Annotated in this window: 18 protein-coding genes; 1 reads left to right on the forward strand and 17 read right to left on the reverse strand. The window is 41.6% G+C overall.

What is annotated here, in order from left to right; translation table 11 throughout:
• Window positions 1–121: 121 nt before the first annotated feature.
• From lpxD to V6C17_RS05770, 13 genes are all read right to left on the reverse strand, one after another.
• Window positions 122–1144, reverse strand: coding sequence for a UDP-3-O-(3-hydroxymyristoyl)glucosamine N-acyltransferase (gene lpxD / locus V6C17_RS05710; RefSeq protein WP_333521585.1), 1023 nt, complete (start codon window positions 1142–1144; stop codon window positions 122–124).
• An 18-nt stretch (window positions 1145–1162) separates the two neighbouring features.
• Entirely contained in the window at window positions 1163–1585 is a 423-nt protein-coding gene (locus V6C17_RS05715) for an OmpH family outer membrane protein (protein ID WP_333521586.1), read from the reverse strand.
• A gap of 87 nt (window positions 1586–1672) precedes the next feature.
• Complete coding sequence (locus V6C17_RS05720; protein ID WP_333521587.1) at window positions 1673–2620, reverse strand: molecular chaperone Skp; 948 nt, start codon at window positions 2618–2620, stop codon at window positions 1673–1675.
• A gap of 76 nt (window positions 2621–2696) precedes the next feature.
• Window positions 2697–3170, reverse strand: coding sequence for an OmpH family outer membrane protein (locus V6C17_RS05725; RefSeq protein WP_333521588.1), 474 nt, complete (start codon window positions 3168–3170; stop codon window positions 2697–2699).
• Between the two features lie 136 nt (window positions 3171–3306).
• A complete protein-coding gene (locus V6C17_RS05730; protein ID WP_333521589.1) occupies window positions 3307–4605 on the reverse strand; it encodes a hypothetical protein in 1299 nt (432 codons plus the stop codon).
• A 231-nt stretch (window positions 4606–4836) separates the two neighbouring features.
• Entirely contained in the window at window positions 4837–6588 is a 1752-nt protein-coding gene (locus V6C17_RS05735) for a BamA/OMP85 family outer membrane protein (protein ID WP_333521590.1), read from the reverse strand.
• 19 nt (window positions 6589–6607) lie between these two features.
• Entirely contained in the window at window positions 6608–7195 is a 588-nt protein-coding gene (locus tag V6C17_RS05740) for a hypothetical protein (RefSeq protein ID WP_333521591.1), read from the reverse strand.
• Between the two features lie 304 nt (window positions 7196–7499).
• Window positions 7500–8138 carry a sigma-70 family RNA polymerase sigma factor gene (locus V6C17_RS05745; RefSeq protein WP_333521965.1) on the reverse strand — a complete coding sequence of 213 codons (639 nt, stop codon included), beginning with the start codon at window positions 8136–8138 and terminating at the stop codon, window positions 7500–7502.
• A gap of 15 nt (window positions 8139–8153) precedes the next feature.
• Window positions 8154–12470: a translocation/assembly module TamB domain-containing protein gene (locus tag V6C17_RS05750; protein WP_333521592.1), complete on the reverse strand. Its 4317-nt coding sequence runs from the start codon at window positions 12468–12470 to the stop codon at window positions 8154–8156.
• A gap of 555 nt (window positions 12471–13025) precedes the next feature.
• Window positions 13026–14309 carry a TolC family protein gene (locus V6C17_RS05755; RefSeq protein WP_333521593.1) on the reverse strand — a complete coding sequence of 428 codons (1284 nt, stop codon included), beginning with the start codon at window positions 14307–14309 and terminating at the stop codon, window positions 13026–13028.
• A gap of 508 nt (window positions 14310–14817) precedes the next feature.
• On the reverse strand, window positions 14818–16092 hold the full coding sequence (locus V6C17_RS05760; protein ID WP_333521594.1) for an MlaD family protein: 1275 nt from the start codon (window positions 16090–16092) through the stop codon (window positions 14818–14820).
• The gene (locus V6C17_RS05765) at window positions 16086–16853 is read right to left on the reverse strand and encodes an ABC transporter ATP-binding protein (RefSeq protein WP_333521595.1); all 768 of its coding nucleotides are present in this window, start codon (window positions 16851–16853) and stop codon (window positions 16086–16088) included. The genes V6C17_RS05760 and V6C17_RS05765 overlap by 7 nt, the downstream gene beginning before the upstream one ends.
• Before the next feature lie 11 nt (window positions 16854–16864).
• A complete protein-coding gene (locus V6C17_RS05770; RefSeq protein ID WP_333521596.1) occupies window positions 16865–17635 on the reverse strand; it encodes an MlaE family ABC transporter permease in 771 nt (256 codons plus the stop codon).
• Between the two features lie 812 nt (window positions 17636–18447).
• On the opposite strand from V6C17_RS05770, the gene V6C17_RS05775 reads away from it, so the two are divergent.
• The gene (locus V6C17_RS05775) at window positions 18448–18600 is read left to right on the forward strand and encodes a hypothetical protein (protein WP_333521597.1); all 153 of its coding nucleotides are present in this window, start codon (window positions 18448–18450) and stop codon (window positions 18598–18600) included.
• A gap of 18 nt (window positions 18601–18618) precedes the next feature.
• Here the strand turns inward: V6C17_RS05775 and V6C17_RS05780 are convergent, their stop codons facing one another.
• The 4 genes from V6C17_RS05780 to V6C17_RS05795 all read right to left on the reverse strand — a co-directional run bounded on the left by V6C17_RS05780 (window position 18619) and on the right by V6C17_RS05795 (window position 22784).
• A complete protein-coding gene (locus tag V6C17_RS05780) occupies window positions 18619–20430 on the reverse strand; it encodes a SpoIVB peptidase S55 domain-containing protein (RefSeq protein WP_442891441.1) in 1812 nt (603 codons plus the stop codon).
• Window positions 20431–20438: 8 nt separating this feature from the next.
• Window positions 20439–20744 (reverse strand): biotin/lipoyl-containing protein, encoded by a 306-nt coding sequence (locus tag V6C17_RS05785; protein WP_333521599.1) that lies wholly within the window; start codon window positions 20742–20744, stop codon window positions 20439–20441.
• Window positions 20745–20787: 43 nt separating this feature from the next.
• Entirely contained in the window at window positions 20788–22263 is a 1476-nt protein-coding gene (locus V6C17_RS05790; RefSeq protein WP_333521600.1) for a phosphodiester glycosidase family protein, read from the reverse strand.
• A gap of 143 nt (window positions 22264–22406) precedes the next feature.
• Window positions 22407–22784, reverse strand: a complete 378-nt coding sequence (locus V6C17_RS05795; protein WP_333521601.1) for a rod-binding protein — start codon at window positions 22782–22784, stop codon at window positions 22407–22409.
• Window positions 22785–22791 lie beyond the last annotated feature (7 nt).

Below are 22791 nucleotides of genomic sequence, written 5' to 3' on the forward strand. Positions count from 1 at the left end.
CAGAGTACACAGAGTACGCAGAGTGGTTACGAAGAAAATCCGCGATAATTATCGCGGAAAATATATTTCGTTTACCCTCTGCGACCTCCGCGTACTCTGCGGTTGAGTCGTAGCTATTTCTTTATTTCTTACCCTCGACTTCGGCTAGGCGTTTTTCTAATTCCCTAACCTTTTTAAGTAGATCAGGGAGCTTATTTACTGAAGCCTCGGTTCTCAGCCATTCTTTGTGAGGTTTTGCTGGGAAGCCTGCGTAGAAAGAACCTGCAGGAACATCACCTATTGGTGCTGATCTAGCAGCAAAGACACAATTGTCTCCGATAGTAATGTGACCTACGCTGCCGCTTTGCCCGGCAAAAGTTACATTATTACCAGCTTTCACACTACCGGCAATGCCTGTAAAAGCTACTAATAGGCAGTTCTCACCCATTACTACATTATGAGCTAGGTGGACAAAGTTATCAATTTTAGTACCATTCCTAACTACAGTGCTTCCAGTAGTGGCCCGGTCAATAGCTGTATTCGCACCTATTTCAACATCATCTTCAATAACTACATTACCGACCTGAGGCACCTTATGGTGGCGGCCCTGAGCTGTTATAAATCCAAAGCCATCACTGCCCACCACAGCGCCGCTGTGAATAATTACACGGCTGCCTATATGGCAATACTCACGAATGGTTACGTTAGGATATATAAGGCTGTCGCTGCCGATTACCGCATCCTGCCCAATATATGAGTGTGAATATATGATAGTGTTGTCACCAATACTTACATTGTCTGCTATCACCGCGTATGGTAATATTGCAACGTTTTCCCCAAGTTTAACATTCATCCCAATTACCGCAGTAGGGTGAATTTCACGCTTAATAGTAACAGGCGGTGTAAATATTTCAAGCAGCTTAGTAAAAGCAGCTCGAGGATTAGCTGCACGGATTGCTGGTTTAGGAAAATCGTAAATGGTGTCTGGAATAATCACGGCAGCAGCTTGTGAATTAGCCGCTTTGTCCAGGTGAGGTGGTACTGCAAAAGTAATATCTTTTATCCCTGCATCCTCAATATTCGTTACACCGGATATTTCTGTGTCTCCATCACCCAATACTACACCATCAACCAGTTCGGCGATTTCTTTTAATCTCTTATTCAAAGGAAAGCCTCCCGGATACTATTGCAATTTTTTAATTACTTCCTCAGTAATATCTGTTCCACCTTGTGCTACGCCATTTTTATATAAAATTACGCCAAGCTTCTTTTCTTGAGCTACTTGATCAAGCACTTGTTTAATACTTGCATCAATCTGCCCTTCCATATCCTGTTTAGTTTTTAAGAATTCGCCGTAAGCTGCCTCTTGACGTTTTTGGAATTCTTCTGCACTAATCCCTGCTTTTTCTTTTTCTAAGTTATCACTAAGTTCTTTACCTTTAGTATTTAGTTGATCCTGGAACTGCTTTACTTTCGGGCTTTCGGTCATGACTTTATTGACGTCTAGTACACCAACATTTTGGTTACTGGAACTGCAGCCACTAATGAAGATAACGGCAATAAAGGTTACCATAAGTAGTAATACGTGCTTCTTTGTTAATTTCATAAATTAATCCCCCAATTCATTCCTTTAGTTTTTCTATACAGGATAGGAGACTGCTGTAGCAGTCTCCTAATATTATGCACTACTCACTTATTTCTTAAACTCAGCAATTACAGACTCGGTGATATCTGTTGCATTTACATTCACCTGAATATTTGTTATCACACTATCCAGTCGGCCTTCAGCGGCAATCTTTGCTGCCTTATCACGTACGTCTTGAATAATAAACTGCTCTAAAACAGTTACTTCTTGGCGTTTCATGCCTAACTGCTGTTCTAATTCAGGATTTACAATTACTGCAGACGAAGCGGGCTGTAAAGCTTGAGATTTGTTACGTGCTTCGATTGCAGCACTTTTAGCAGCCGCCTTTTGCGCAAGCTCATTATTTAGTTGACTTGCATAAGCGGCAAGCTGCTGTTCAACAGCTTTTTGTTCAGGCCCCATAATAGCATCCATTTTTGCTGCTAACTGTCTTTCTTTATCAGCCAGTTTATTATTACGAGACTTTTGGAGCTGCTCTAACTGATTCTGTAAATCAGTCATCTCCTCTTTGCTCAATTGAACCGTTTTTAACTTGAGCTGGATGCTAAAGATCTGAGGATGGTATTCCTTGTCCACTTCGGCAGTATAGGCTTTAAGCTCATCAGTTAGCTTTCCGCGTGCTTGATCAGCTTTTGCGGAAAGTTTAGCATTTAGTTCAGCCTGCTCCCCTGCCATTTTTTCCTTAAACTCTTGTTCAAAAGCTGTATTTAAAGCAGTATTATCAGGCGATGTAATAACTGAAGACATTGAACTAAACTGGCGCGCTGCTTTTACCTTTTCAGCATCAATTTGAGCAGATATTGTGTTTAACTGCTGTTTCAGTAAAACTAACTGCTGATATTTAGGATGTGCTTGAATTGCCTTATTCATGTCAATAATGCCAATAGCAGAAGGAGTATTGGTGTCTTTGTCGGTCTTGCCGAAACAACCGGCAGTAAAGGCTGCAACAGATACCATCAATACAAGAAACGGTATAACAGTGCGTTTGATTAACACCAAACCACCCCTTTCTAAAGAAGAGCCGAGCTTGGTAGTCCCTGCTCGGCTGCAAAGGTTCTATTTTAAAATTCAATTATTTGCTAGTAAATTTCTTAGCAACCTCATCAGTAATGTCTTGACCGCCGTACACAACATTGCTTTTATCCATAACAACACTAAGTCCTTTTGCGTCCGCTACAGCTTTAATTGCAGCATCTACCTTATCAAAAACAGGAGCAATTAACTCTTGCTGCTTAAGGTTTAAGCGTTGCTGTAATTGCATATAGTAATCTTGCTTTTCTTTATCGCCCATAGAAGCAGACTTTGCGTCAAAATCTTTTTTTGCTTGCTCAACTTCGGCTTGCATCGCAGCTTGAGCCTTTGCCATATCTGGATGCTGGGATACTAGCATTTGATGGTTAACTACACCAACGTTTGACGAACTGCCAGCAGCGGCAGCATAAGATTTGCCTGATTGTGAAACAGCAATTCCTACTATGCCAAGTACGAAAAATACCGTAATAACTAAGGTAATTAATTTAATTTGTTTCTTTTCCAGTTTCAACATAGTTGACCCCTTCTCTCTGCCTAATGGCAATCAATTTGTCCAAGTTAGCTCAATAATAATCTCTCAATTTAGATGAGCTATTTTATGCTAATCCTGTTCTATTATAGCAAAATGCCATTTTTTATTCAACAATTGTCTATAAATTACCTACCAGTCTTAACCAGTTTTCATTGTCAGTAAATACATATTCAGCACTAAGAAATTCGTGAAGCTTATACCTAACGCCAAGTTCGTTTAAGCTCCATGATTGATTTCGTTCTAGGCGCAGCTGCCAGTTCGAGCCCAAATCTTGCTTAGTCCATAATACTCCGTCTTTTTCACTAATGTCATATTTAATACCTACTGTAGTGACCGAGCTTAGACTATGACCCCACCCTGGAAGAAAACGCCAAGTTACGCTGTTGGGGATAAACTCGATATCAAGAAAAAGCTCATCTTTAGGACTTGCATATTTTCCCACATGTAGTTTTAACGATGTACTGTCATCTTGACGTCCAATATCAAGGTAACCTTCTAACGATAAATTATATTTTGTTGTTTCAACGTCCAAACTGATTTCAGTATTAGCAGAAGCATCAATTGTCGGATTAACCGTCAGTTCATACCGCCTGGTAACAGGATGTTCAGCAGCTGCAGTCTTTATCTTTTCAGTAAAGTAACTACGGTGCCTTTCAACAAAGGCAACCGGTAATCCATTTAAAGTGTTAGCAGCTTCAGTAACAGTAGGCCTAGCTTGCAAAAGCAAAACATTCGGAATAGTATTAGATCTCAAAGATACTCGAACATCTTGAATTAGTTTACCTTGTGGTATTAAGGACAGCTTTACTATAGTGGTTGGTCCAGGAACTATTTCTAAATTGGAACGAAACTCCGGCAACTGAGCAGATAATAACTCACTAACAACTGATTTGGACACTCCCCCAGCCCAATCAACCGCATCTATCGGCAAACCAAGTAAAACACTGTCAATTCTTTCCTCAATATTACCTAAGTCACGTTGCATTAGGTTAGCCAGTTCCGGTGATAAGCCATTAAAATCAATGTCTAGAATTACATTATTTATTACCTCTCCCCAAGGCGTAACTTCAACCATGATTCTAGTCGAAGTACCTGGAGTAATATTTACTTGCTTTACCGAATATCCAACCAAAATGCGGTCAAAAACTTCTCTAACTAGTTTTTCATACGACGCTTTTTTTTCAGTTACGTCAACAATCGTGTGTCCTGCTAAAACGTTCTCACCAATAGTGTGAACACTTGCTGCCATTCGTTTAGTAATTCGCGCCGGTGGTGCCGGAGCAGTGTCACCGGTAGTAACTTGCACCGTAATACTATCAACAGTATCACCAGCTGCGGAAACTACACTAGGCATAAAAAGTAATACCGCGAGAAATATATAGACAGCCTGTAAGTTTTTCCTGAAAATAATCTGCACCTCCAGTCTGCGGCATTGAAGCTGTCCAACCTCATCATATGCCGTTGGTTATAGTAATAGAACTTTGGATTAACCGCGAAGGCGCAAAGGACGCAAAAGGCACGGTGCGGGTTTTGATGCGCAATATTATTGCGCGTATTTGATCCCTTTGCGTACTTTGCGATTTTGCGGTTTAAAATACGTTACCCTTATAACAAGAGCCAGGCTTTAGCCTGGCTCTTTGGTTTGTGATTAGAATTGTCCGCCAAAGCTGAAGTGAGTTTTACCACCATCTGCACCTTGAGCGTAGTCAATACGGATAGGGCCAATAGGTGTGGTTACACGGACACCGACACCAGCACTGGCTTCAAGATCATCAAGCTTATAACCTTCACCATTCCACGCTTTACCGATATCGGTAAAGACAACGCCTTGAACCTTCTTGGCGATTGGGAAACGGTATTCGGCTGTAGCTGTCAGCATTTTGTCACCTTTGAACTGATCATCATTATAACCACGCAGCGTATCGGAACCGCCGACAGCAAATAATCCGCTCTCTGGCATGTTACCATCAGCATAACCAGCTGCAACTTTGAAAGCTAAAACATGGTCGCGGCCTACTTTAAGGTACTGGCGGTTTTCAACGGTGTATTTATTAAAATCAAAATCTCCACCAAAACTGCGCCCAGCAAATTCAGCTGTTAAGGATAAACGCTGACCTTCAGTAGGATTGAACACATTATCACGCGAATCAAGGATACGAGCTAAGCTTATGCTACGAGTTGTTCCGAAGTTATCCTCTAGATACTGCTGGTTATATACAGGGTCAGTATTGGATTCATAGTCAATACCTTCACCCTCTACCCAACCAACATAGGTATCTTGTCGATGCTTCAAGGTTATATAGTTCTGAATATACTCCCCTTGCGGACGGCCTATGGTAATATCCCAACCGTGACGACGCTTATCATAAGTGGAGCGAAGATCACCATTATCATAATAATCGCTGTATTGGTTGGTCATGTCATATAGGCTGAAGCCCAAGGAAGTCTGTTTAGCATCCAGCCATGGACGAGTGTAGCCAAACTCGTAGTTCTTGTTGCTAGCTTCACCGCCAAACTCCCAGTGAAGCTTAATTTTATCACCTGTACCACGGAAGTTGTTGTCGCCAAGTTCAATAATACCAACTAAACCATCAGATTTGCTATAACCGCCCCCGATAGAGAAGGTACCAGTTTTTTGCTCAACAACACTTGTTTCCAGCACTACAGCATTTGGATCCTTACCAGGATTTAGTTTCATATTTACATCTTCAAAAAAGCCAAGATTGTACACTTTTTGCATACTGCGGCGAGCATCTTTAACGTTGAACGGCTCACCAGCCTTAAGCTTCATTTCACGGGTAATTACATCTTGTTTGGTTTTCTCATTACCCTTAACGACTATACCTTCCAAAGCACCTTCATTAATGCTAATGGTCAATACACCACCTGGACTCATCGCGACATCACTGATCTTAGCTAAAATGTAGCCTTGATCATGATAGTACTGCTCAACGGCCCGAGCATTGTCATTTAAGGCTTTAGTATTAAGAGTTTTCCCTTTAGTAACACCAAGCAGACTTAAAATCTTTTCTGTTGTTACCTTAGTGTTTCCTTTAATAACAATGTCCTTAAGAGCCGGGTTTTCCATCACAGTGTATACTACTTTCACACCTTCTGGAACTTCGGTGAAATTGGCTACAACGTCAAAGAAATAGCCCAATTCATAAATGGCCTGCATATCCTGTTTAACATTATCTGCTGACAATGTATCGCCAGGCTTGGTCTTAACAGCAGCCATTATTGCGCTTTCAGCTACTGAGTTATTGCCGGTAATACTCACAGCGGTAACTGTTTTGCCGGTGAGATCAGCAGCAAACGCAGGGGCAACAGCGGAAAGAATGATACTCATGCTGAAAACAGCTGCAAGTAATAAAAGCCCGTAGCGTTGTCTAGTTCTCATGCATTACCTCCTTATTAAATTACTGACCGCGTAAAGACTTTCCGGCGGCCCGCATAAGCTTTTGCATCTGATCAGGCGGCAGTTCTACCGCACTGTCTGCCTCGTCTGCAACGCTACGCCGCGGCTCGCGCTTTACTTCTTGGCGGTCTGTTGTTTTAAAACTTGTTGGTTGTGCTTGAATGGGTGCTGGTTTCTCCGCAATCAATGCTGAGTTACTTAACTCTTTGAACGGCTCTTGTGGTAATGTTTTCTCGCTTGATACAAGTTCAACCTTCGGCTCATTAAGCTTAACCGAATTAGCAGGACGCTGTCCCTCACTAGGCGGTACTAAAGCTTGACCATTTAAAAGAAAAAAGGCACCGCCAAGCCCGCCTACGGCGACCAGCATAGCTAGTCCAAAGGCGAATCCATGACGCATTACAAAATATTTGTAGCGCCATTCTCCTGCTCGTTTGGCCTCTTTAGCATGCTGAAGTTCGGCTTGTGCCAACATCAAATCAAGCTCACCGCGAATATCGCTTTGCTTGTCAAATGATTCTTCAGCCCTCGTAAGCCATTGCTTCGCTGATTGCAGATGCCGGGACATGTGCTGTTTAAAGTCAGCCATTTTCACCACCCCTACATTATAACCACAATATATAATCATGGGAAGAGGCCAGATTCTGGTCATTGAAATTTAGCCTAAATTCGTCTATTAAAGCTGTTTATTAGCTATTTTCATCACTTATCGCACTAAGTTAACCGTTTTACGCAGATTATCGTTAATATTAACATAAAAATATAAAGAATTTGCTTAACCGCAGAGTACGCAGAGGTCGCAGAGGGTTACGAACGCGATAATTATCGCGCCAAAAATTCTTCGCGTTCCACTCTGTGTCCTCTGCGTACTCTGCGGTTCATAAAACGTTTTCTTACCAGTTGTGCATGAATTTGGACAGCATGCCGCGGATACGGCGGATACCTTGTTTTTGCAGACGGTAGATGTGCGAAACGCTTAGGTCCATAGATTCAGCAAGCTGTTTTGGCTCCTGATCTTGTAGATATACACCGCTAAGCACTAGTTGTTCCTTGTTCGGAAGTCGGTTTAGTGCATTTTTTACTTGCTCAGCTAAGAAATTCCGCTCTGCCTGATGAGCTACTGCTGGGGCTGTATCAATAAGCGTGTCGCCAAGGGTAGCAGTTTCTTCACCATTCAATGGACTGTCGATATAAGCAAAATTTCTCTTACCTTCGCGCTCCATAAAATTGAGCATACGACCGCGAATGCGATGTGAAGCAAATAAACTAAAAGCTACTCCGCGGGTGTGATCGTAATTTTCCACAGCTTCAATCAGCCCCACCGTCCCCTCCTGCACTATATCCATCAGAGTGGATTCATCTGCCTTCCAATTTACAGCAGATTTAAAAACTAACGGCTGGTAACTTTCAATCAGCTTTCTGCGGCAATCAATATTATCATTTTCTTTATATTCACGCCATAAATATTGTTCTTCACTAGCTTCCAGCAAACGAACTTTATTTAGTTCGCTGAGGTATTGCTTTAACTGCATGTTCATCATCCTTAATTAAAACTTATACCGTGTCTCTATGCCAAACATATGACGATTAAGCTGATCATAGGAGCCGGTAAAGCTCATTCGTTTACTTAAATCATAGCGAAATGCAATTTTATTGATGTCATGACCAACACCCATAGTATAGCTGAGCATAAATCGGTCAGTTAGATATTTACCAAATTCAAGATTATACACTTCGCGATCTCTATCATACCCAAGCCCATTTTTATCATCGGTCGTTTGACCTGGCAAAAGTGTATCACGTACAATACGGAATTCATCTAAGCCAAACGCTTCACGAACAATATTCTCCAATTCACTTACAAAACGCATCTGCAAACCAGCGTCAAGTATAGTTAACAGCTCGTCCCGGCCTAGACCGGTGTCGCGTCCATCTGCACTGCCATTTTGTTTGTCAAAATAGCGACTGCGCAGCGTTAAAAGAGACATTATTTCCTGTTGACTCATTGCCGGTTCGGCAGTCAAGTTAAAATCCATAGTGCTAATAGGACCATTTACTGCTAGCAGAATTTTGGTCTTCTCCAGCCGTGTTTCAGCCTCTAGCTTGATTATCGGTTCAAAGGAAGCAAACTGGGTAAACTCGGCACTTGCTTCTTTCACCTTGAAGGAAGTTCGAAGATAACTGACTGTTCCCCTTGTAGCAGTAATCTTTCCTGACACATCAGGACGTTTTGTAGAGCCTTTAAAGTTAACCCGACCCTCTGCCCAGATATCGTATAGATAGGGATTATAGAGGCGAACCTTTTTACCTGCTATAAGTTCAACATCAAGTTCAATATTTGGACTGTCAGATGTAAACTCTGGGATATAAGGGATATCAATTATATTATTCTCAAATGTCAGCTTACCAGAAAGTTTAGGTCTTTTACTGCCACTAACAAGTGACAGCGCACCATCTACTGGTCCCTTGAAGTATTTGCTGTTTACACCAAGTTTATCCAGCTTAAGAGTAAAATCATAATCACTTAACACCACGCCTCTAAGCTGAGCCCATCCGGTAAGATTATATGACCCTGCCCCCATTACCCCTTCAAAGGTTTTAACATTAATTTTATCACCATTAAAACGAATATCAAGGACCACTTTTTGGATTGGGTCTAGAAGTGAAGCTAATTTAAGAACTCCATTTTGAACTGAAATTATTCCATTAATTGACGGATGTACTAGTGTACCACCGATTGTCAATTCACCTTGAGTACGTCCAGCGGCCCAAGATACTTCCTTCGTTAGCAGCGGCAGGATGCTTAAATCGGCTTCATCTAAGCGCACCTTAAGATCCATTTGGTCTTGGATATCACCTTGTTTGCGCCCCTCTGCAGTAAGAGCTGCTACAGGGATTATACCATAAGCACTGGCACGATACTGACCTTTCGTCAACATTATCTGGTTTACATGAATACTCCCTTGATCAAGCAGTAGCAAACCATAAAGCGAGTCAAATGTCGCATTTGCTACACCGCCACCTGCTATCTCTAACGACACTGCAGCCTTGGGGCTTTCGGTCGTGCCTGATACTTGCGCGGCAAAATTGAGTTTTCCCTTGGTTTCAATTTTTGCATCCAGCCAAGCTGTTATAAGGCCGGCATCAATATCACGTCCACCAACTTCAAAGTTTAGCGGTCCATCTAGATCTGCGCTGCCTTCAATAGCCAATATACCTTGGCCTTGCTTAGCCATGAACTTATTAACTGTAATAATATTATTGCTTAGTGCTATGTCTATCTCTACATTATCAAGCGGGTAGTTTTTTAGACTGCCCTTTGTTAAGGAGCCAGTCACCCACATATTGGGCCTTGAGGTATTACCACTAACCAAAACGCGGCCATTTAGCTGACCATCGATCTCTTTTGCTGGTAGATTGATTATGGCCAGTAGTGCAGCCAATTGGCCGTTTTCTACCCCAATATCGCCATATACCTCACTTGACAATAGGTTAATCCCGCCCGAAAAATTGAATTTACCTGCTCCTTGACTAAAGCAAAGCGAAGGTACATCGATCTGACTTCCTTCTATAGAAATATTACCTTCAACTTGCTTTAATTGCTCTGAGTTAAAAGAAAGACTATTAGCAGTAAGCTGACCACCGAAAATCGGGCTATCAGATGTACCTCTTAGTTTTCCGGTAAAGTCGATTTGACCATCAATAGGATAAGGGAAGTTAAAATGAAGTTTTGAGATATCAACATCTTTCGCAGCAATGTCCAAATCAAACTTGCTGCTTTGGTCAATAATCCCGCTTATCTTCACCTGCGTATTAAGAGAATTTATAGCAAAATCCTTTATTGTGGTTATGCCATTCTGTTTCTGATAACTACCAGCCCCCTTAGCAATAAGAAAGCCGCGGAAACTGCCGTCAGTAAGCGTAACATTGCCAACTGCATTAAAATTATCCAAGGTACCAGAAAGCACAACCTCATTATCAACATTACCAGTCAGTCGCTCACCTGGAGCTAATAATTTAACTAAGTTTTCAGCTCTAGCTTGTTTGGTAACAACTTTAATATTTAGACTATGTTCGCCTTTTAAACCTACGATACCTTGCGCATAATGCTGTGTTATGCCTTCGTTTAACACAATTTCAGTAATTTCAAGCATTTCAGGTGAAACTATCAAATTTCCTTGCGCATGTGTAAATGGCTGATTAAGTACCTGTCCATTAGCTGCTGAAAAAACTGTCTGAAACTTAGGGCTAATAATTGATCCCGTAACAGTTCCATTAAAGTTAGCAGTACCATCCATATTCAGTTTGGGTTCGTATTTAGTAACAAGATTCAGCGGCAAGCCATTTCCACGAACATCTAAACTCAATTTATCATCAGTAATAGTCCCACTGGCTGTGACGATTCCCTGACCTAAACCAATATTGATATAATCAATTACTGCATTACGGCCATTCTTATAAAAACTGCCAGCTAAATTAGTAAACTCAACACCTTGATACTTTCCTGCCCCTATAGCAGCAGTACCATGTATTGATGTTTCAGCGAAGGATTCATTACCTGAAGCATTTATATCAAAATCGACATATCCGTCTAAACCTGGTAAGTAATTTGACATTAACACAGTATCAAGCTGTTTACCAGTAACATGCAAATTATAGCGCTGAGATTCCGGTTCTATAGACCCTTGTGCTGTAAGCTGCCCTCCAAAGGTAGTGCCTTCAAATGATTTTATGTTAATAATTTTGTCCACATAAATTAAATCAATCTCGGCACGTTCTATTGTTTGGTCATAAACTCTAGTTTGTTCTAAGCTAAAGTGACCATCTATAGTTGGATTATCAGACATGCCAGTTATTTGTGCATTAAAGTCTACTTTCCCACTAATAGAATAGCTTGTCTCAATTGCACTTAGATCAAAACCCTCTGAGGACACGGACAAATCAAGTACAGGTTTTACAGTATCAGTAGCTATTTTACCGCGCAGCTTTAGCGGCTGCTCAAAAACTTTAGCGGTATTAAACAAATATATGTAGTTGTCGGTAAAAGTAATCATTCCTTGCAGATCTCGTACCGCTATTCCATCAACATTTAACGAACCATTTTCAATTCTGGCTTCACCGTCATAAACCGTTTGTCCGTTATTCCTGCTTAATAGCAATTCAGCCTCTGAAGCTGTTCCACCAAGCAGCTGAGTTGAGCTTTCATACTGAAAAAAAGGCTGGTAATTAGCTAACATCAAGTTCTTAGCCTTTATTGTTAATGAACCACGCTGACTATTCCAATTTCCTGTTAAAGCAACAGATGCTCCGGCCTGATTCAGGGAAAGCTTTATATTACTCAAAGAATGCTGATGAATTTCGAGCGATCCATTAACAGTTTCTATCAGCCATGTACCTAGCTCATTACTAATATTTGCTGTACCATCTTTTATCGTTAGTTTTATATCAAGAGCTTCTGTGTCAGAGCCTTTAGACTTAAGTATTTTTTCAATATTCCAAGTTTTATCCGGATATTGATTAAGGGATATATAAGGTCTAAAAATAGTGATTTCACTAATGGCTGCGGCTGCTGTGTGTCCCTGTATTATACTTAAGGGGCTAAACGACACTTCCAGTTGATCTGCAACTGCGATTTTTTCCCCCTCGTGATCATATAGTTCAAAATCACTTACACTTAGTGAGTCAAATGTCCCAACTTCGATCTTTCCGACTTTTACAGTTGTTCCGAACATCTGGGAAAGTTCAGCGGATAAAGTACCGCCAGCAGCAGTCATATATGTCTGGCTTTTGTTATGCCAAACAATAGCTAAAGCGGCAAAAATCATCAGTGCTATTATAATCAGCGCTTTGGCCTTTTGCTTCATGGTCCGCCTCCCAGGTATTTATTCATCAAATACTTCGCCATAAGGCCTACGCCTTCCTGTGAGTATTATTTGGAATATAGTTATTCTTTGCGGAAAAATATGGAATGATACTTAAAATCCCCGCTTTTGGCGGGGATGTTTTTTGTGGGGAACGATTTAACCGCAAAGGCGCGAAGGACGCGAAGGGTTCGCGAAGTGTGATGGAACGTTTAACCGCAGAGTACACAGAGGACGCAGAGTGGTTATGGGGTACGCGATCATATCGCGTAGAGTTTTTTTAAAATTTTGTGTTAAGTAAAGACTTTTCAGGTGTCAGCGGTGGTGATTTTCTCTGCGGGACTTGTGACCACAGCCGTCGACAGCTGTGCTGTCGGTACGGCGTAGGGAACGTCCGTAGCAGAGGAATTCACCTCCGCTTTGCCGGCTGACTTATTGTGGCGGAAACCATGGTTAGTTTTAACCGTAAAGGCGCTAAAGTCTCAAAGGTTCTGCGCTTTTATATTAAATTTATTCGCGTTCCCTTTGCGCTTTTGCGTCTTTGCTGTAAATAAGTCCTTATTTAACAGCTACACCCATGGCTTTTTCTAGTTTTGCTTTGCTGGTGTTGTAGTCATACATAGCTTGAATATAATTGGTTTTTGCTTGGGTTAGTGCTAACTGAGCATCGATTACGTCTAAGTTCGTACCTACGCCAGCACCATAACGGACTTGGGCAATTTTAAAGTCTTCTTCTGCCTTATCAACAGCTACTTGGCTGGTGTCGATGCGTTTTTCAGCTTCATTCATATTGAGATAAGCTTGGCGTACTTCAAGCTGAATATTATCCAGCGTTTGTTTTGTTTGTTCGTTAGCTTTATTTACACCAAAGTCTGCTTGTTTTACTTTTGCTTTAGTTGCGCCTGAGTCAAAGATATTCCAGGAAGCTGCTACAGAAAGAGACCAAGTGTTGTCTTCTGTGCCTGGGAAATCTTTATCGCTCCAGCCAGTATTACCGTTAAAACTTACAGTTGGTTTGTTGCCGCTGTTTGCTACGCGGACACCTTGTTTAGCATAGTCAACCGCAAGTTTAGCTTGAGCAGCATCCGGACGGTTGTTCAGTGCATATTTTATACTGTCATCTAAACTCGTATTGTATTTGGTGTATTTTAAATCATCTTTTATGGCAATTTCGCTATCTAATGGCAGACCTATAACATTATTTAAGCTGGAGATAGCAAGATCATAAGCATTTTGGGCTTTAATCAAATTCTGCTCTGCATTTGCAAGTTCCACTTCTGAACGTAATACATCGGATTTGGCTACTGTGCCAACATAGTATTGAGCTTGTACATTCTTTAAGTGAGCCTTAAGACTGGCAACTGACTGTTTGCTGACTTCAAGCAAATTACGTGTCTGAAGTACATTGAAGTAACCCGAGGTTGCATCTAATTTAATTTGCTGTTTAGTCTTTTCAAGCCCTAAATCCACCGATTGGGAGTTTGTTTTGGCTTGATCTATTAAGCCTTCAGTCTTACCTCCAGTATATATAGGTAAACTAAGATTTACAGTATTACTGAAATCATTACCTACAGCAGATACCCCATTATCAGCACGACTGCTTGTGTGCTTTAGTGTCACACTAGGCTGTTTGCTGCTTTTAGCTTCATTTATACCCCAGGAAGCTTTTTCTTTATCGGCTTGCGCTATTTTAATTGCTGGATTGTTTTTTAATGCAAGTTCAATACTCTCATCCAGCGATAGCTCTACTGGAGCGGCAAATACCGCAGCTGTATTCAATAATAAATACCCACCTGCCAACAGGCTAGTAATGTGTTTTTTCCAAAGATTTTTCCTTAGCATTTACATTTCCTCCTCGATACACGAAACCTTGACTATATAGTCATTTCCAGTTTAATTATATTATCTGATTTTTCCAGTGTCAACTAAAAGGTGGAATTATTTGGAGACGTTTTTTAACTTAAAGTGTACTCGAAGTACTCAAAGGGGACACGAAGGCACCGGGTTCGGAGGGGGTATTGTTAGCCGCAAAGACGCGAAGGACGCAAATGGATTCGGGCGATGTTATCGCACTTTGGGGTTTAGTGTTTAAAGTTTGTAGATAAGGACTTGCTGGTTTGGCGGTGGTGATTTTCTCTGCGGGACTTGTGACCACAGCCGTCGGCAGCTCTGCTGCCGGTAACGGCGTTGGGAACGTCCGTAGCAGAGAAATTCACCACCGCTTTGCTGGCTGGCTTTTGGGGAGGTCCAGGGGTTAGCGTTTAACGCAAAGTACACAAAGTACTCAAAGGGGACGCTACGGGGGTGATTTTTTAACCGCAGAGTACGCGGAGGACGCAGAGTGGTTACACTAAAAGTTATGACGGACACCTACGAAGGTGTTGTTGTCCGTGTCCTTGTTAATATTATTAGCCTGGCCGACGATGGAGGTATCGGATGTCATCTGATATTGGGTACGAAGTTTAACACGAACATCATTAGGGTCGTACACATCTACTGACATCTTCAGCTGTTTACCCAATTTTGTGTCAACACCAACACCGGCTTCGCCGTCTATAATACCGGCGCGACCAGCAAATTTATCAGTGCCAGAGCCGATTTGGAAATTATTTTTAGATCCTTGACCAATATCGTTTACACCAATTATGGCGAAATCTTTATCAGAGGTGTTAATTCTAATGTCAGCATTAGTACTGTACTTTCCGGTATCAGAGTTGTACAGCATCTCAACGCCAGCCTTAGCGCTTACCGATTCAACTTTATTTAGCATCTTGTCAGCTTTTTCGGTAACTGAACGCGCATTTTTCAGCGTTTCTTTTATATTTCTCGATGTTTCAGGATCGGTTACAATTCCTTCTAGGGAAGCTGCCATTTTTTCTACTCTTACACTAGTGCTGCGAAGGTTTGCTATTGTTTCTGTTAAATCTTTTGCTGTCTGTCCGTCGTTATCGACACTTGCTGCCATCTTGTCCACTCTGGCAGCAACATCACGCAGACTGCCAGACATTGCACTTAAATTTCTAACCATTGCGTTAACATCATCTTCATTATTTACTGCCATTCGCGCCATAGCAGCACTCATAGCATTCATGTTTGAGGTTATCTCCTTAACATTTAAAGCGCTTTCCTTCATAGACGCTTTTACCTTTTCATCACCTAAAACATCATTAAGGGAATTCACCAATTTTTGGACATCAATCAGCACCTTGTCTGCTGTAGCTATAAGCTGGTCGAGGCCTTGAGGGTTCTCGCCCCGCACCACTGCCCCAGGCGCTAATATACCTGAGTTATTACTTGGTGGTACAATATCAATAAATTTCTCGCCTAATAATCCATCAGAGCCAATATTAAATTTTGAGCCCTCTGGGATTTTAACACCAGGGTTGATCATTACTGTAACCTGAACGCCTTCAGGAGTGACTTTAACGGCACTAACTTTACCAATATCTACACCGGCATATCGTACTGTATTGCCCTCTTTCAAACCATTAACCTGACTGAACACTGCATGGACAGGATAGCCCTTATCTCCAAACGAAAAGCCACCAAGATGAATTATCATATATGCTAAAAGCGCTAGACCTATTACAGTAATTGAGCCAACTCTTGCTTCGGTACTTAACATTCTGTCTTGCCCCTCCTTCTTGCTAATAGTCCTGGTGTTTTTTCTCCGTGAATAAACTGTTGTACTATTGGGTTTTTTGACTGCTTAAACTCTTCGACAGTACCAAGCTCAATAATCTTACCACCATAGATCATGGCTATTCTATCGGCAATATTGAAAGCACTCGACATATGATGGGTAACAACAACTGATGTAACCCCCATAATCCGACGGGTACTTGTAATCAATCGATCGATTTTTCCTGACATTATTGGATCAAGTCCAGCGGTTGGCTCATCATACAGCACTATTTCCGGATTAACAGCAATAGCACGTGCCAAGCTTACCCTTTTTTTCATCCCACCTGAAAGTTCATTCGGCATAGTGTCTTCTTTTCCGAACAGACCAACCATTCTTAGTTTCCTACTGACTACTTTGGCAATTTCATCCTCAGTCATTTTAGTATGCTGTCGTAGTCCAAAGGCGACATTATCGCCTACTGTCATAGAGTCAAACAACGCTGAGTACTGAAAAACCATTCCCATTCTAAGGCGGATCTGATTGAGTTCTGTTTCGGAAAGCTGAGTTATCTCCTGACCGTCAATATATATTTCCCCGCTGGTCGGCTTAAGAAGACCGACAATTAGCCGAAGGAGCGTACTTTTCCCTGACCCGCTCGGTCCTATAATAACCATTATTTCGCCTGTTTTAATTTCGAGGTTTATGTCTTCAAGTATTTGCTTGCCTTTGTAATTCATATTTATATTTGATAGTTTTATCATTAGTACACCTCTTAGCGGTATAACAACAACGACAGAAAGTAGTTGCTGATGAAGATTAGAATAATTGAACTAACAACTGAGCCAGTCGTTGCCTTGCCGACTCCTTCGGCTCCGTCTGGTGCATTAAGTCCTTTGTAGCAGCCTACCATTGCAATTATACCGCCAAATGCTACAGACTTAATCAAACCGCCGATAACGTCATTTATTACGGCAAACACTTTAATCGATTGAATAAAAGTGAACGAACCAATTCCCGAATGTAATGTAGCCACAAGATAGCCGCCGATAGTGCCAATGACATCAGCAAATATGACTAAAACAGGAAGCATCAACATACAGGCAAGCACACGCGGTACTACTAAATAAGCAACAGGATTAATCGCCATTACTCTTAAGGCATCTATTTGCTCTGTAACCTTCATTGAGCCAATTTCCGCTGTGATTGCTGCACCGACCCGTCCTGCTGCTACAACTCCTGTTAAAACAGGAGCCAGTTCTCGCCCCATTGCTATGGCTATAACACCGCCAACTGAAGATTGCGCACCGTATTTTATGAATTCGTGCGATATTTGTACAGTCATAACCATGCCGGTAAATAAGATGGTGAGCATAACTATCGGAAGTGAATCTACGCCAAGATGTGACATTTGGTATAAAACATGTTTAATATTTGGTTTACTCAAAAGTTTATATGTATCCCAAACCAACATCATGACGCGTCCACAGTTTTCAAAACCAGCAATCATCGAATGCCCGATTTTTTCTAAGTATCTTACAAGCATGTTGTATTTCTCCTACTTGTATATTTGTAATTTATTAAACGCTAAGGTGCAAGAACGCAAAGAATTATGGATTTTTCATTATAAAGTAGAGATATTCAATATTTTTGGCGTGTTCCCTGCTTATTTCACTTGTTTTTATAATGGCATTATATTCATTTTTTCCATCTTTTAGCCCAAGAAAATACTATTTTTAACGCAAAGTACTCGAAGTACTCAAAGGGGACGCAATTGGGGGATATTGCTAACCGCAAAGGCGCTAAAGACACAAAGGGGATTGGGGCGATGTGAGCGCATAAAAGTTTTGTTTTTTTGCTTAAGGGTTTAGGTTTGTAGATACGAGCTCGCTGGTGTCAGCGGCGGGGATTTTCTCTGCGGGACTTATGACCATAGCAGTCGGCAGCTCTGCTGTCGGTAACGGCGTTGGGAACGTCCGTAACAGAGGAATTCCCCGCTGCTTGGCTGACTGGCTTTTGGGGGGATGTTAACCGCAAAGGCGCTAAGGTCGCAAAGGGATTCGGGCGATGTTATCGCTTAGGGTTTTTGGTTTGGAGAAACAGGCTACCTGTTGGCAGCGGCGGTGATTCTCTCTGCGGGACTTGTGACCACAGCCGTCGGCAGCTCTGCTGTCGGTAACGGCGTTGGGAACGTCCGTAGCAGAGGAATTCACCGCCGCTTTGCTGGCTGGGTTTTAGGGGATATCGCTGACCACGAAGGCGCTAAGGACGCAAAGGGATTAGCGATGTTTCACTTAGGATTAAGGATTTTAGGTTTGGGATACAGACTTCCTGGTGGCAGCGACTTGGATTTTATCTATGGGACTTGTGACCACAGCCGTAGGCAACTCTGCGTCGGTAACGGCGTTAGGAACGTCCGCAGCAGAGGAATTCACCGCTGCTTTGCTGACTTGCTTTTTTGGGGATGGACTTACGGAGGGAATAGATTTAGAAAACCCAGCCGCAGATTAATCTGGGCTGGGTTTCAACTTAAGGGTTTACTATATTTATTATTACTTGCGTATCATTATCAATGATATAGTCGGTAGCAAAGTTAGTCTTCGCAGCCTCCTTGCTGTCTGCAGCTGCACCAATTGCTACTGCCGGTTTAACGGTTTTGCTTGGGTTAGCCTTAGTTGCCTTTTTAGGCTCGATAGGCGAATCTCCGCCTGTTTGCTCTAGCATATTTCCGATATTCATATCCATGATTTCAACTACGATATCATTATTTCTAGGCCCATTTTGAAACTCTTTCAAAATATCTGCAAAAGATTTTTGCCTATCTTGATTTTTAGATAAATCAATACCCTGCTGTTTAAGAAGAAGCTGCGTAAGTGGTACCAGTCCTCCACCCCTTACTTGAAGCATCAGCGGTCCAGCCGGCTGATTTTTAGGAATAACAAATGGTACTATTCTTGTAACAGTTTCACCACGAAACGGCTTTAACTTTACAGTTAAACTGATAGTTTCACCTGGTCTAGCAGTAGCTACTGCTGAACGTGCTTCTGTAATGGAAGCCGTTCGACGTTCTTCAGTTAAATCAACGTTAATTTTAACATCCATTATGTCTACAGAATTGAATTTATTATTAGCAATCATATTCATAGCTTCGAAAAACTCAGCAACACTAAGTTCGCCGATACTGCCGGCACTGTAGAACATATTATCTCTTTTAATTACATCCCCCGGCATACCGCGGGCCATAATTTCGAAGCTGACCTTAGCAGTTCCTGGACCAACGCGATCAATAGTTTTATCAATTGCGTTGAAGGCAACCGTCGCTGCTAGTGCTGGCCCTAACTGATCGTCGTGAACTACTTGAACAGCATAATCCTGATTCACACCTAATTGCTGATCAGACACTTTAATACGGACAGGTATTACACTAGGGAATTTATTAAGTTGTCCGGCAATACCAGCACCGCGATCTTGATTAATTAAACCAATTGCTTCACCTGTTGCCCCGACCTTAAAGCCGCTCTCAAGACCATCAACCGCCGTGAAAATGTAGGCATTAGTCATGAAATAGCCTGTATTGCCTTTTTTAAGAAAAGGATGACCAAAAGCAAGAACTTTGCCATTCTCAACATAAGTAGCAGTACCTAAAGCACTCAAACTTATATCACCGCGAACTAACTCTACACCAACAGCACTTCCTGGTTCAATCGCCCCAAAGTCAGTATCGGAAGGCGCACCTCCAACAGAATAGGGGACCATATTTAATGGTTTTAACTTATCTGTAAGCATCTTTAAAGCTTGTTCGGTAAAACCTGAAGCCATTAGAGGAGTAGCAACAGGTACTGCTTCCTCGGCTGGTTTATCAATGTTTTCAAATAGATTAATATCTTCGGATAGATCAATCTGTTCAAATACTCTATTATTTACTTTATCCGGGGCTTCCCATAATTTCAGCATATCACCGATAGGTGTAACCATTCCAATTTTGTGGTCACTCAGCGGCCAACCATAAGCTATAGCACCAGCCAGCTGACCGTCGAAATATACTGGACTGCCGCTCATCCCCTGGACGATCCCGCCCGTACGATTAATAACGTCACCATATGTACGCACAAGTATTAAATCGCCGGATGGACCTTTATTTTTCATTATCCCTAAAACTTCAACACCGAACTCTTCTATCTTCGTGCCGTTAACTACAGTTTTGGCAATACCATTCATTCCTGGTTTTATTTTATCTACAGGCAAAAACCCAGCTGCCGCATTGGCAATAGCGGTAGGCAGTACTATCAACATTAATAGTGCTGCCAGGCACCGCTTAAACAATTTTAACAACAAAACCATCCTCTCTATTATCGGCGCGTTGACTGAATACGAGCTACAACATCACCGCTGCGAACACTATCACCTGGATGCACTAAAACTTCCTTGACTATACCGTCTGTTGTAGCTCTAGCTACAGGAAGCGATCCGGTTATTGTAGAGATGCTCGCAAGTGTATCACCTTCGCAAACGCTTGCACCTACAGCTACTACCCCAGTGACCTTGCCAGACAATACTGCTTTTTGATCAATTAAGGCATTAGCTGAAACACTCCAAATCCCAACTGCTGCAATTAAAACTAAAGTGAAAACTATTATGCTTTTTCTATGAAGCATAATTACACCCCCCTTGCTTAAAATTAATTATACATTATTAACGCTAATTATCAAGGTGCTCCCTCTGCTGCTGAACCACGATCAAGGCATTGCCAACCTTTCTTTCGCGGCCATCTGAGGGTTTGTTAACTATTGTTCCATTAACTACCATTTCACTTGAACCGCCACCATCAAAATTCATTGCATCTACGGAACCTGATTCTTGCATAAATAATGCCATTTCTAATAATGTAAAACCAACGCTGCTGTATTGACGACCATCGACAACTGCAAGCAATATGTGCCCATCTTTAGTCATGCCTAGTGCAGTACGAGGAGCTTTTCCACCTGCAACATCAGAACCGAACTGCTCAAGCTTGGTTGTCAGATACACACTATTATTCTTGACAAGCCTCGGTCCTGCGCTGAGAATATGGACAGCTTTATCCCATTTTTCTCCAAGCGTCTGGTTTACTTTAATTGTATCTCCAATTTTAAGTGCTGAAAACTTTTCTATCATTGTACCATGTACTGATAATACTATTCCGTTACTTGGAATTTCCGAATTACCCTTATTGATCGCAGTTACCTTACTATCTACAACTATGTATTCAATACCATAATCATTTGTATTAGTTTTGGAATCATAGTAGCTGTTGTATAAAACTAAACTATTTGGACCTCGCTCACAATTGATACCGCCTATAGGAATTAAAGTTTTATCCGGCAATAATACATTCCCATCGTAATCGACTTGGTCGATAAAAACTGTGCCCTCCGGAGTTATGCCCATCGCAGTTCTGGCTAGTCCAGCAGTACTTACTATTGTGCCATTCATCTTCAGTAAACCTAAGATATCACCACTTAGGGAAAAATACGACGCATTAGTTGCCGCAATTGCCTGAGTCCGGTCTGCCATTGATTTTACTGTTTCTAAATTAGCAACATACTCATTTGACAACACTGGTTTAAAGGCATAACCTGCCTTTGGATCAATGTCAAGGACGTGAGCAGAGATTGGTCCCTCCTGACGGCCCCGCAGCAAAGTCGTAAGCTTAATACCAGGTGCTACTTCTTCCTGTATTTTTTGATCATATACCTTAATTAGATCTACAACTAACCTATTTGGTCCTTTTAAAGTGAAAACCTTATACATTACCGCATGCTTTAATTCAATCACAGCTTTGACACTTAAACCGCTGTCAACAAACTTAAGTCCTTTTACAGCTGGATCATTAAAGGCTATTTGAGGTAACCCTGTTTTATTGGTGGCACCGACTAACTCTATCTCGAGACTTTCCGGTTTTCCGGTCATGGTTACATTATATTCAGGCAGTTTGTCAACGTCAAAAACAATACGCATAACTTCTGGAGTCTGGCTAAAGCGAACTTTACTAACAGCGGCCAATGCTTGTTTCTGAGCAGCCAATGATTTTGCGGGAGCCTGATTATTCGCTGGTACAGGAGCAGCCAACACTGCCTGTGCACTAAATACAACAACTAATAGCAGCAAACCTAGCTGCTGATAAAAATTCTTCATAATTATCCTCCTAAATGAGAGGTAACGTTAACCGCAAATACACAAAAGCGCAAAAATCATATGGTAATATTTATTATAATAATACCTTCGCGTAATTCGCGTCTTAGCGGTTTATACCCATCATATATTGAACGAAAACCAGGCTAGCGAGCCTGGTTTTTATTATTTGAGCCAGCTGTTGGGGTAAGCTGACGATAAAGCATATCAGCTAAGCCTATTCCACCTGCTTGGGCCATATTTTTAGTCATCTCACTGTCAAGCAGCGAGCGCATCATTTTTTCCTTTGATGAGTCACCTGTCAAGTTTGAGTGTTGGACAGTTTCGCGCATTTTAGATAGCATCATATTCAAGAAAACAGCTTCCATATCGCGACATACCGATTTTAACTTTGCTTCGTCTTTGGTATCTGCAGCACTAGCGACAGCTTTTTCTAGCGTAACGGCAAAGTCACCTTCAGATTTATACTGGGCAGAAGTAAGTTTATTTGACGTTATTGGTGATCCAATAGAGTTAATTTTCATATCTTCA

The sequence above is a fragment of the Dendrosporobacter sp. 1207_IL3150 genome (assembly GCF_036763085.1).
Taxonomy (GTDB): domain Bacteria; phylum Bacillota; class Negativicutes; order DSM-1736; family Dendrosporobacteraceae; genus JBAIYU01.

Coding starts and splice junctions, on each gene's coding strand:
- V6C17_RS05715 (WP_333521586.1), bottom strand. CDS start 1,585: ATGAAATTAACAAAGAAGCACGTATTACTACTTATGGTAACCTTTATT.
- V6C17_RS05725 (WP_333521588.1), bottom strand. CDS start 3,170: ATGTTGAAACTGGAAAAGAAACAAATTAAATTAATTACCTTAGTTATT.
- V6C17_RS05735 (WP_333521590.1), bottom strand. CDS start 6,588: ATGAGAACTAGACAACGCTACGGGCTTTTATTACTTGCAGCTGTTTTC.
- V6C17_RS05740 (WP_333521591.1), bottom strand. CDS start 7,195: ATGGCTGACTTTAAACAGCACATGTCCCGGCATCTGCAATCAGCGAAG.
- V6C17_RS05745 (WP_333521965.1), bottom strand. CDS start 8,138: ATGCAGTTAAAGCAATACCTCAGCGAACTAAATAAAGTTCGTTTGCTG.
- V6C17_RS05750 (WP_333521592.1), bottom strand. CDS start 12,470: ATGAAGCAAAAGGCCAAAGCGCTGATTATAATAGCACTGATGATTTTT.
- V6C17_RS05755 (WP_333521593.1), bottom strand. CDS start 14,309: ATGCTAAGGAAAAATCTTTGGAAAAAACACATTACTAGCCTGTTGGCA.
- V6C17_RS05760 (WP_333521594.1), bottom strand. CDS start 16,092: ATGTTAAGTACCGAAGCAAGAGTTGGCTCAATTACTGTAATAGGTCTA.
- V6C17_RS05765 (WP_333521595.1), bottom strand. CDS start 16,853: ATGATAAAACTATCAAATATAAATATGAATTACAAAGGCAAGCAAATA.
- V6C17_RS05770 (WP_333521596.1), bottom strand. CDS start 17,635: ATGCTTGTAAGATACTTAGAAAAAATCGGGCATTCGATGATTGCTGGT.
- V6C17_RS05775 (WP_333521597.1), top strand. CDS start 18,448: ATGGGACTTGTGACCACAGCCGTAGGCAACTCTGCGTCGGTAACGGCG.
- V6C17_RS05780 (WP_442891441.1), bottom strand. CDS start 20,430: ATGGTTTTGTTGTTAAAATTGTTTAAGCGGTGCCTGGCAGCACTATTA.
- V6C17_RS05785 (WP_333521599.1), bottom strand. CDS start 20,744: ATGCTTCATAGAAAAAGCATAATAGTTTTCACTTTAGTTTTAATTGCA.
- V6C17_RS05790 (WP_333521600.1), bottom strand. CDS start 22,263: ATGAAGAATTTTTATCAGCAGCTAGGTTTGCTGCTATTAGTTGTTGTA.
- V6C17_RS05795 (WP_333521601.1), bottom strand. CDS start 22,784: ATGAAAATTAACTCTATTGGATCACCAATAACGTCAAATAAACTTACT.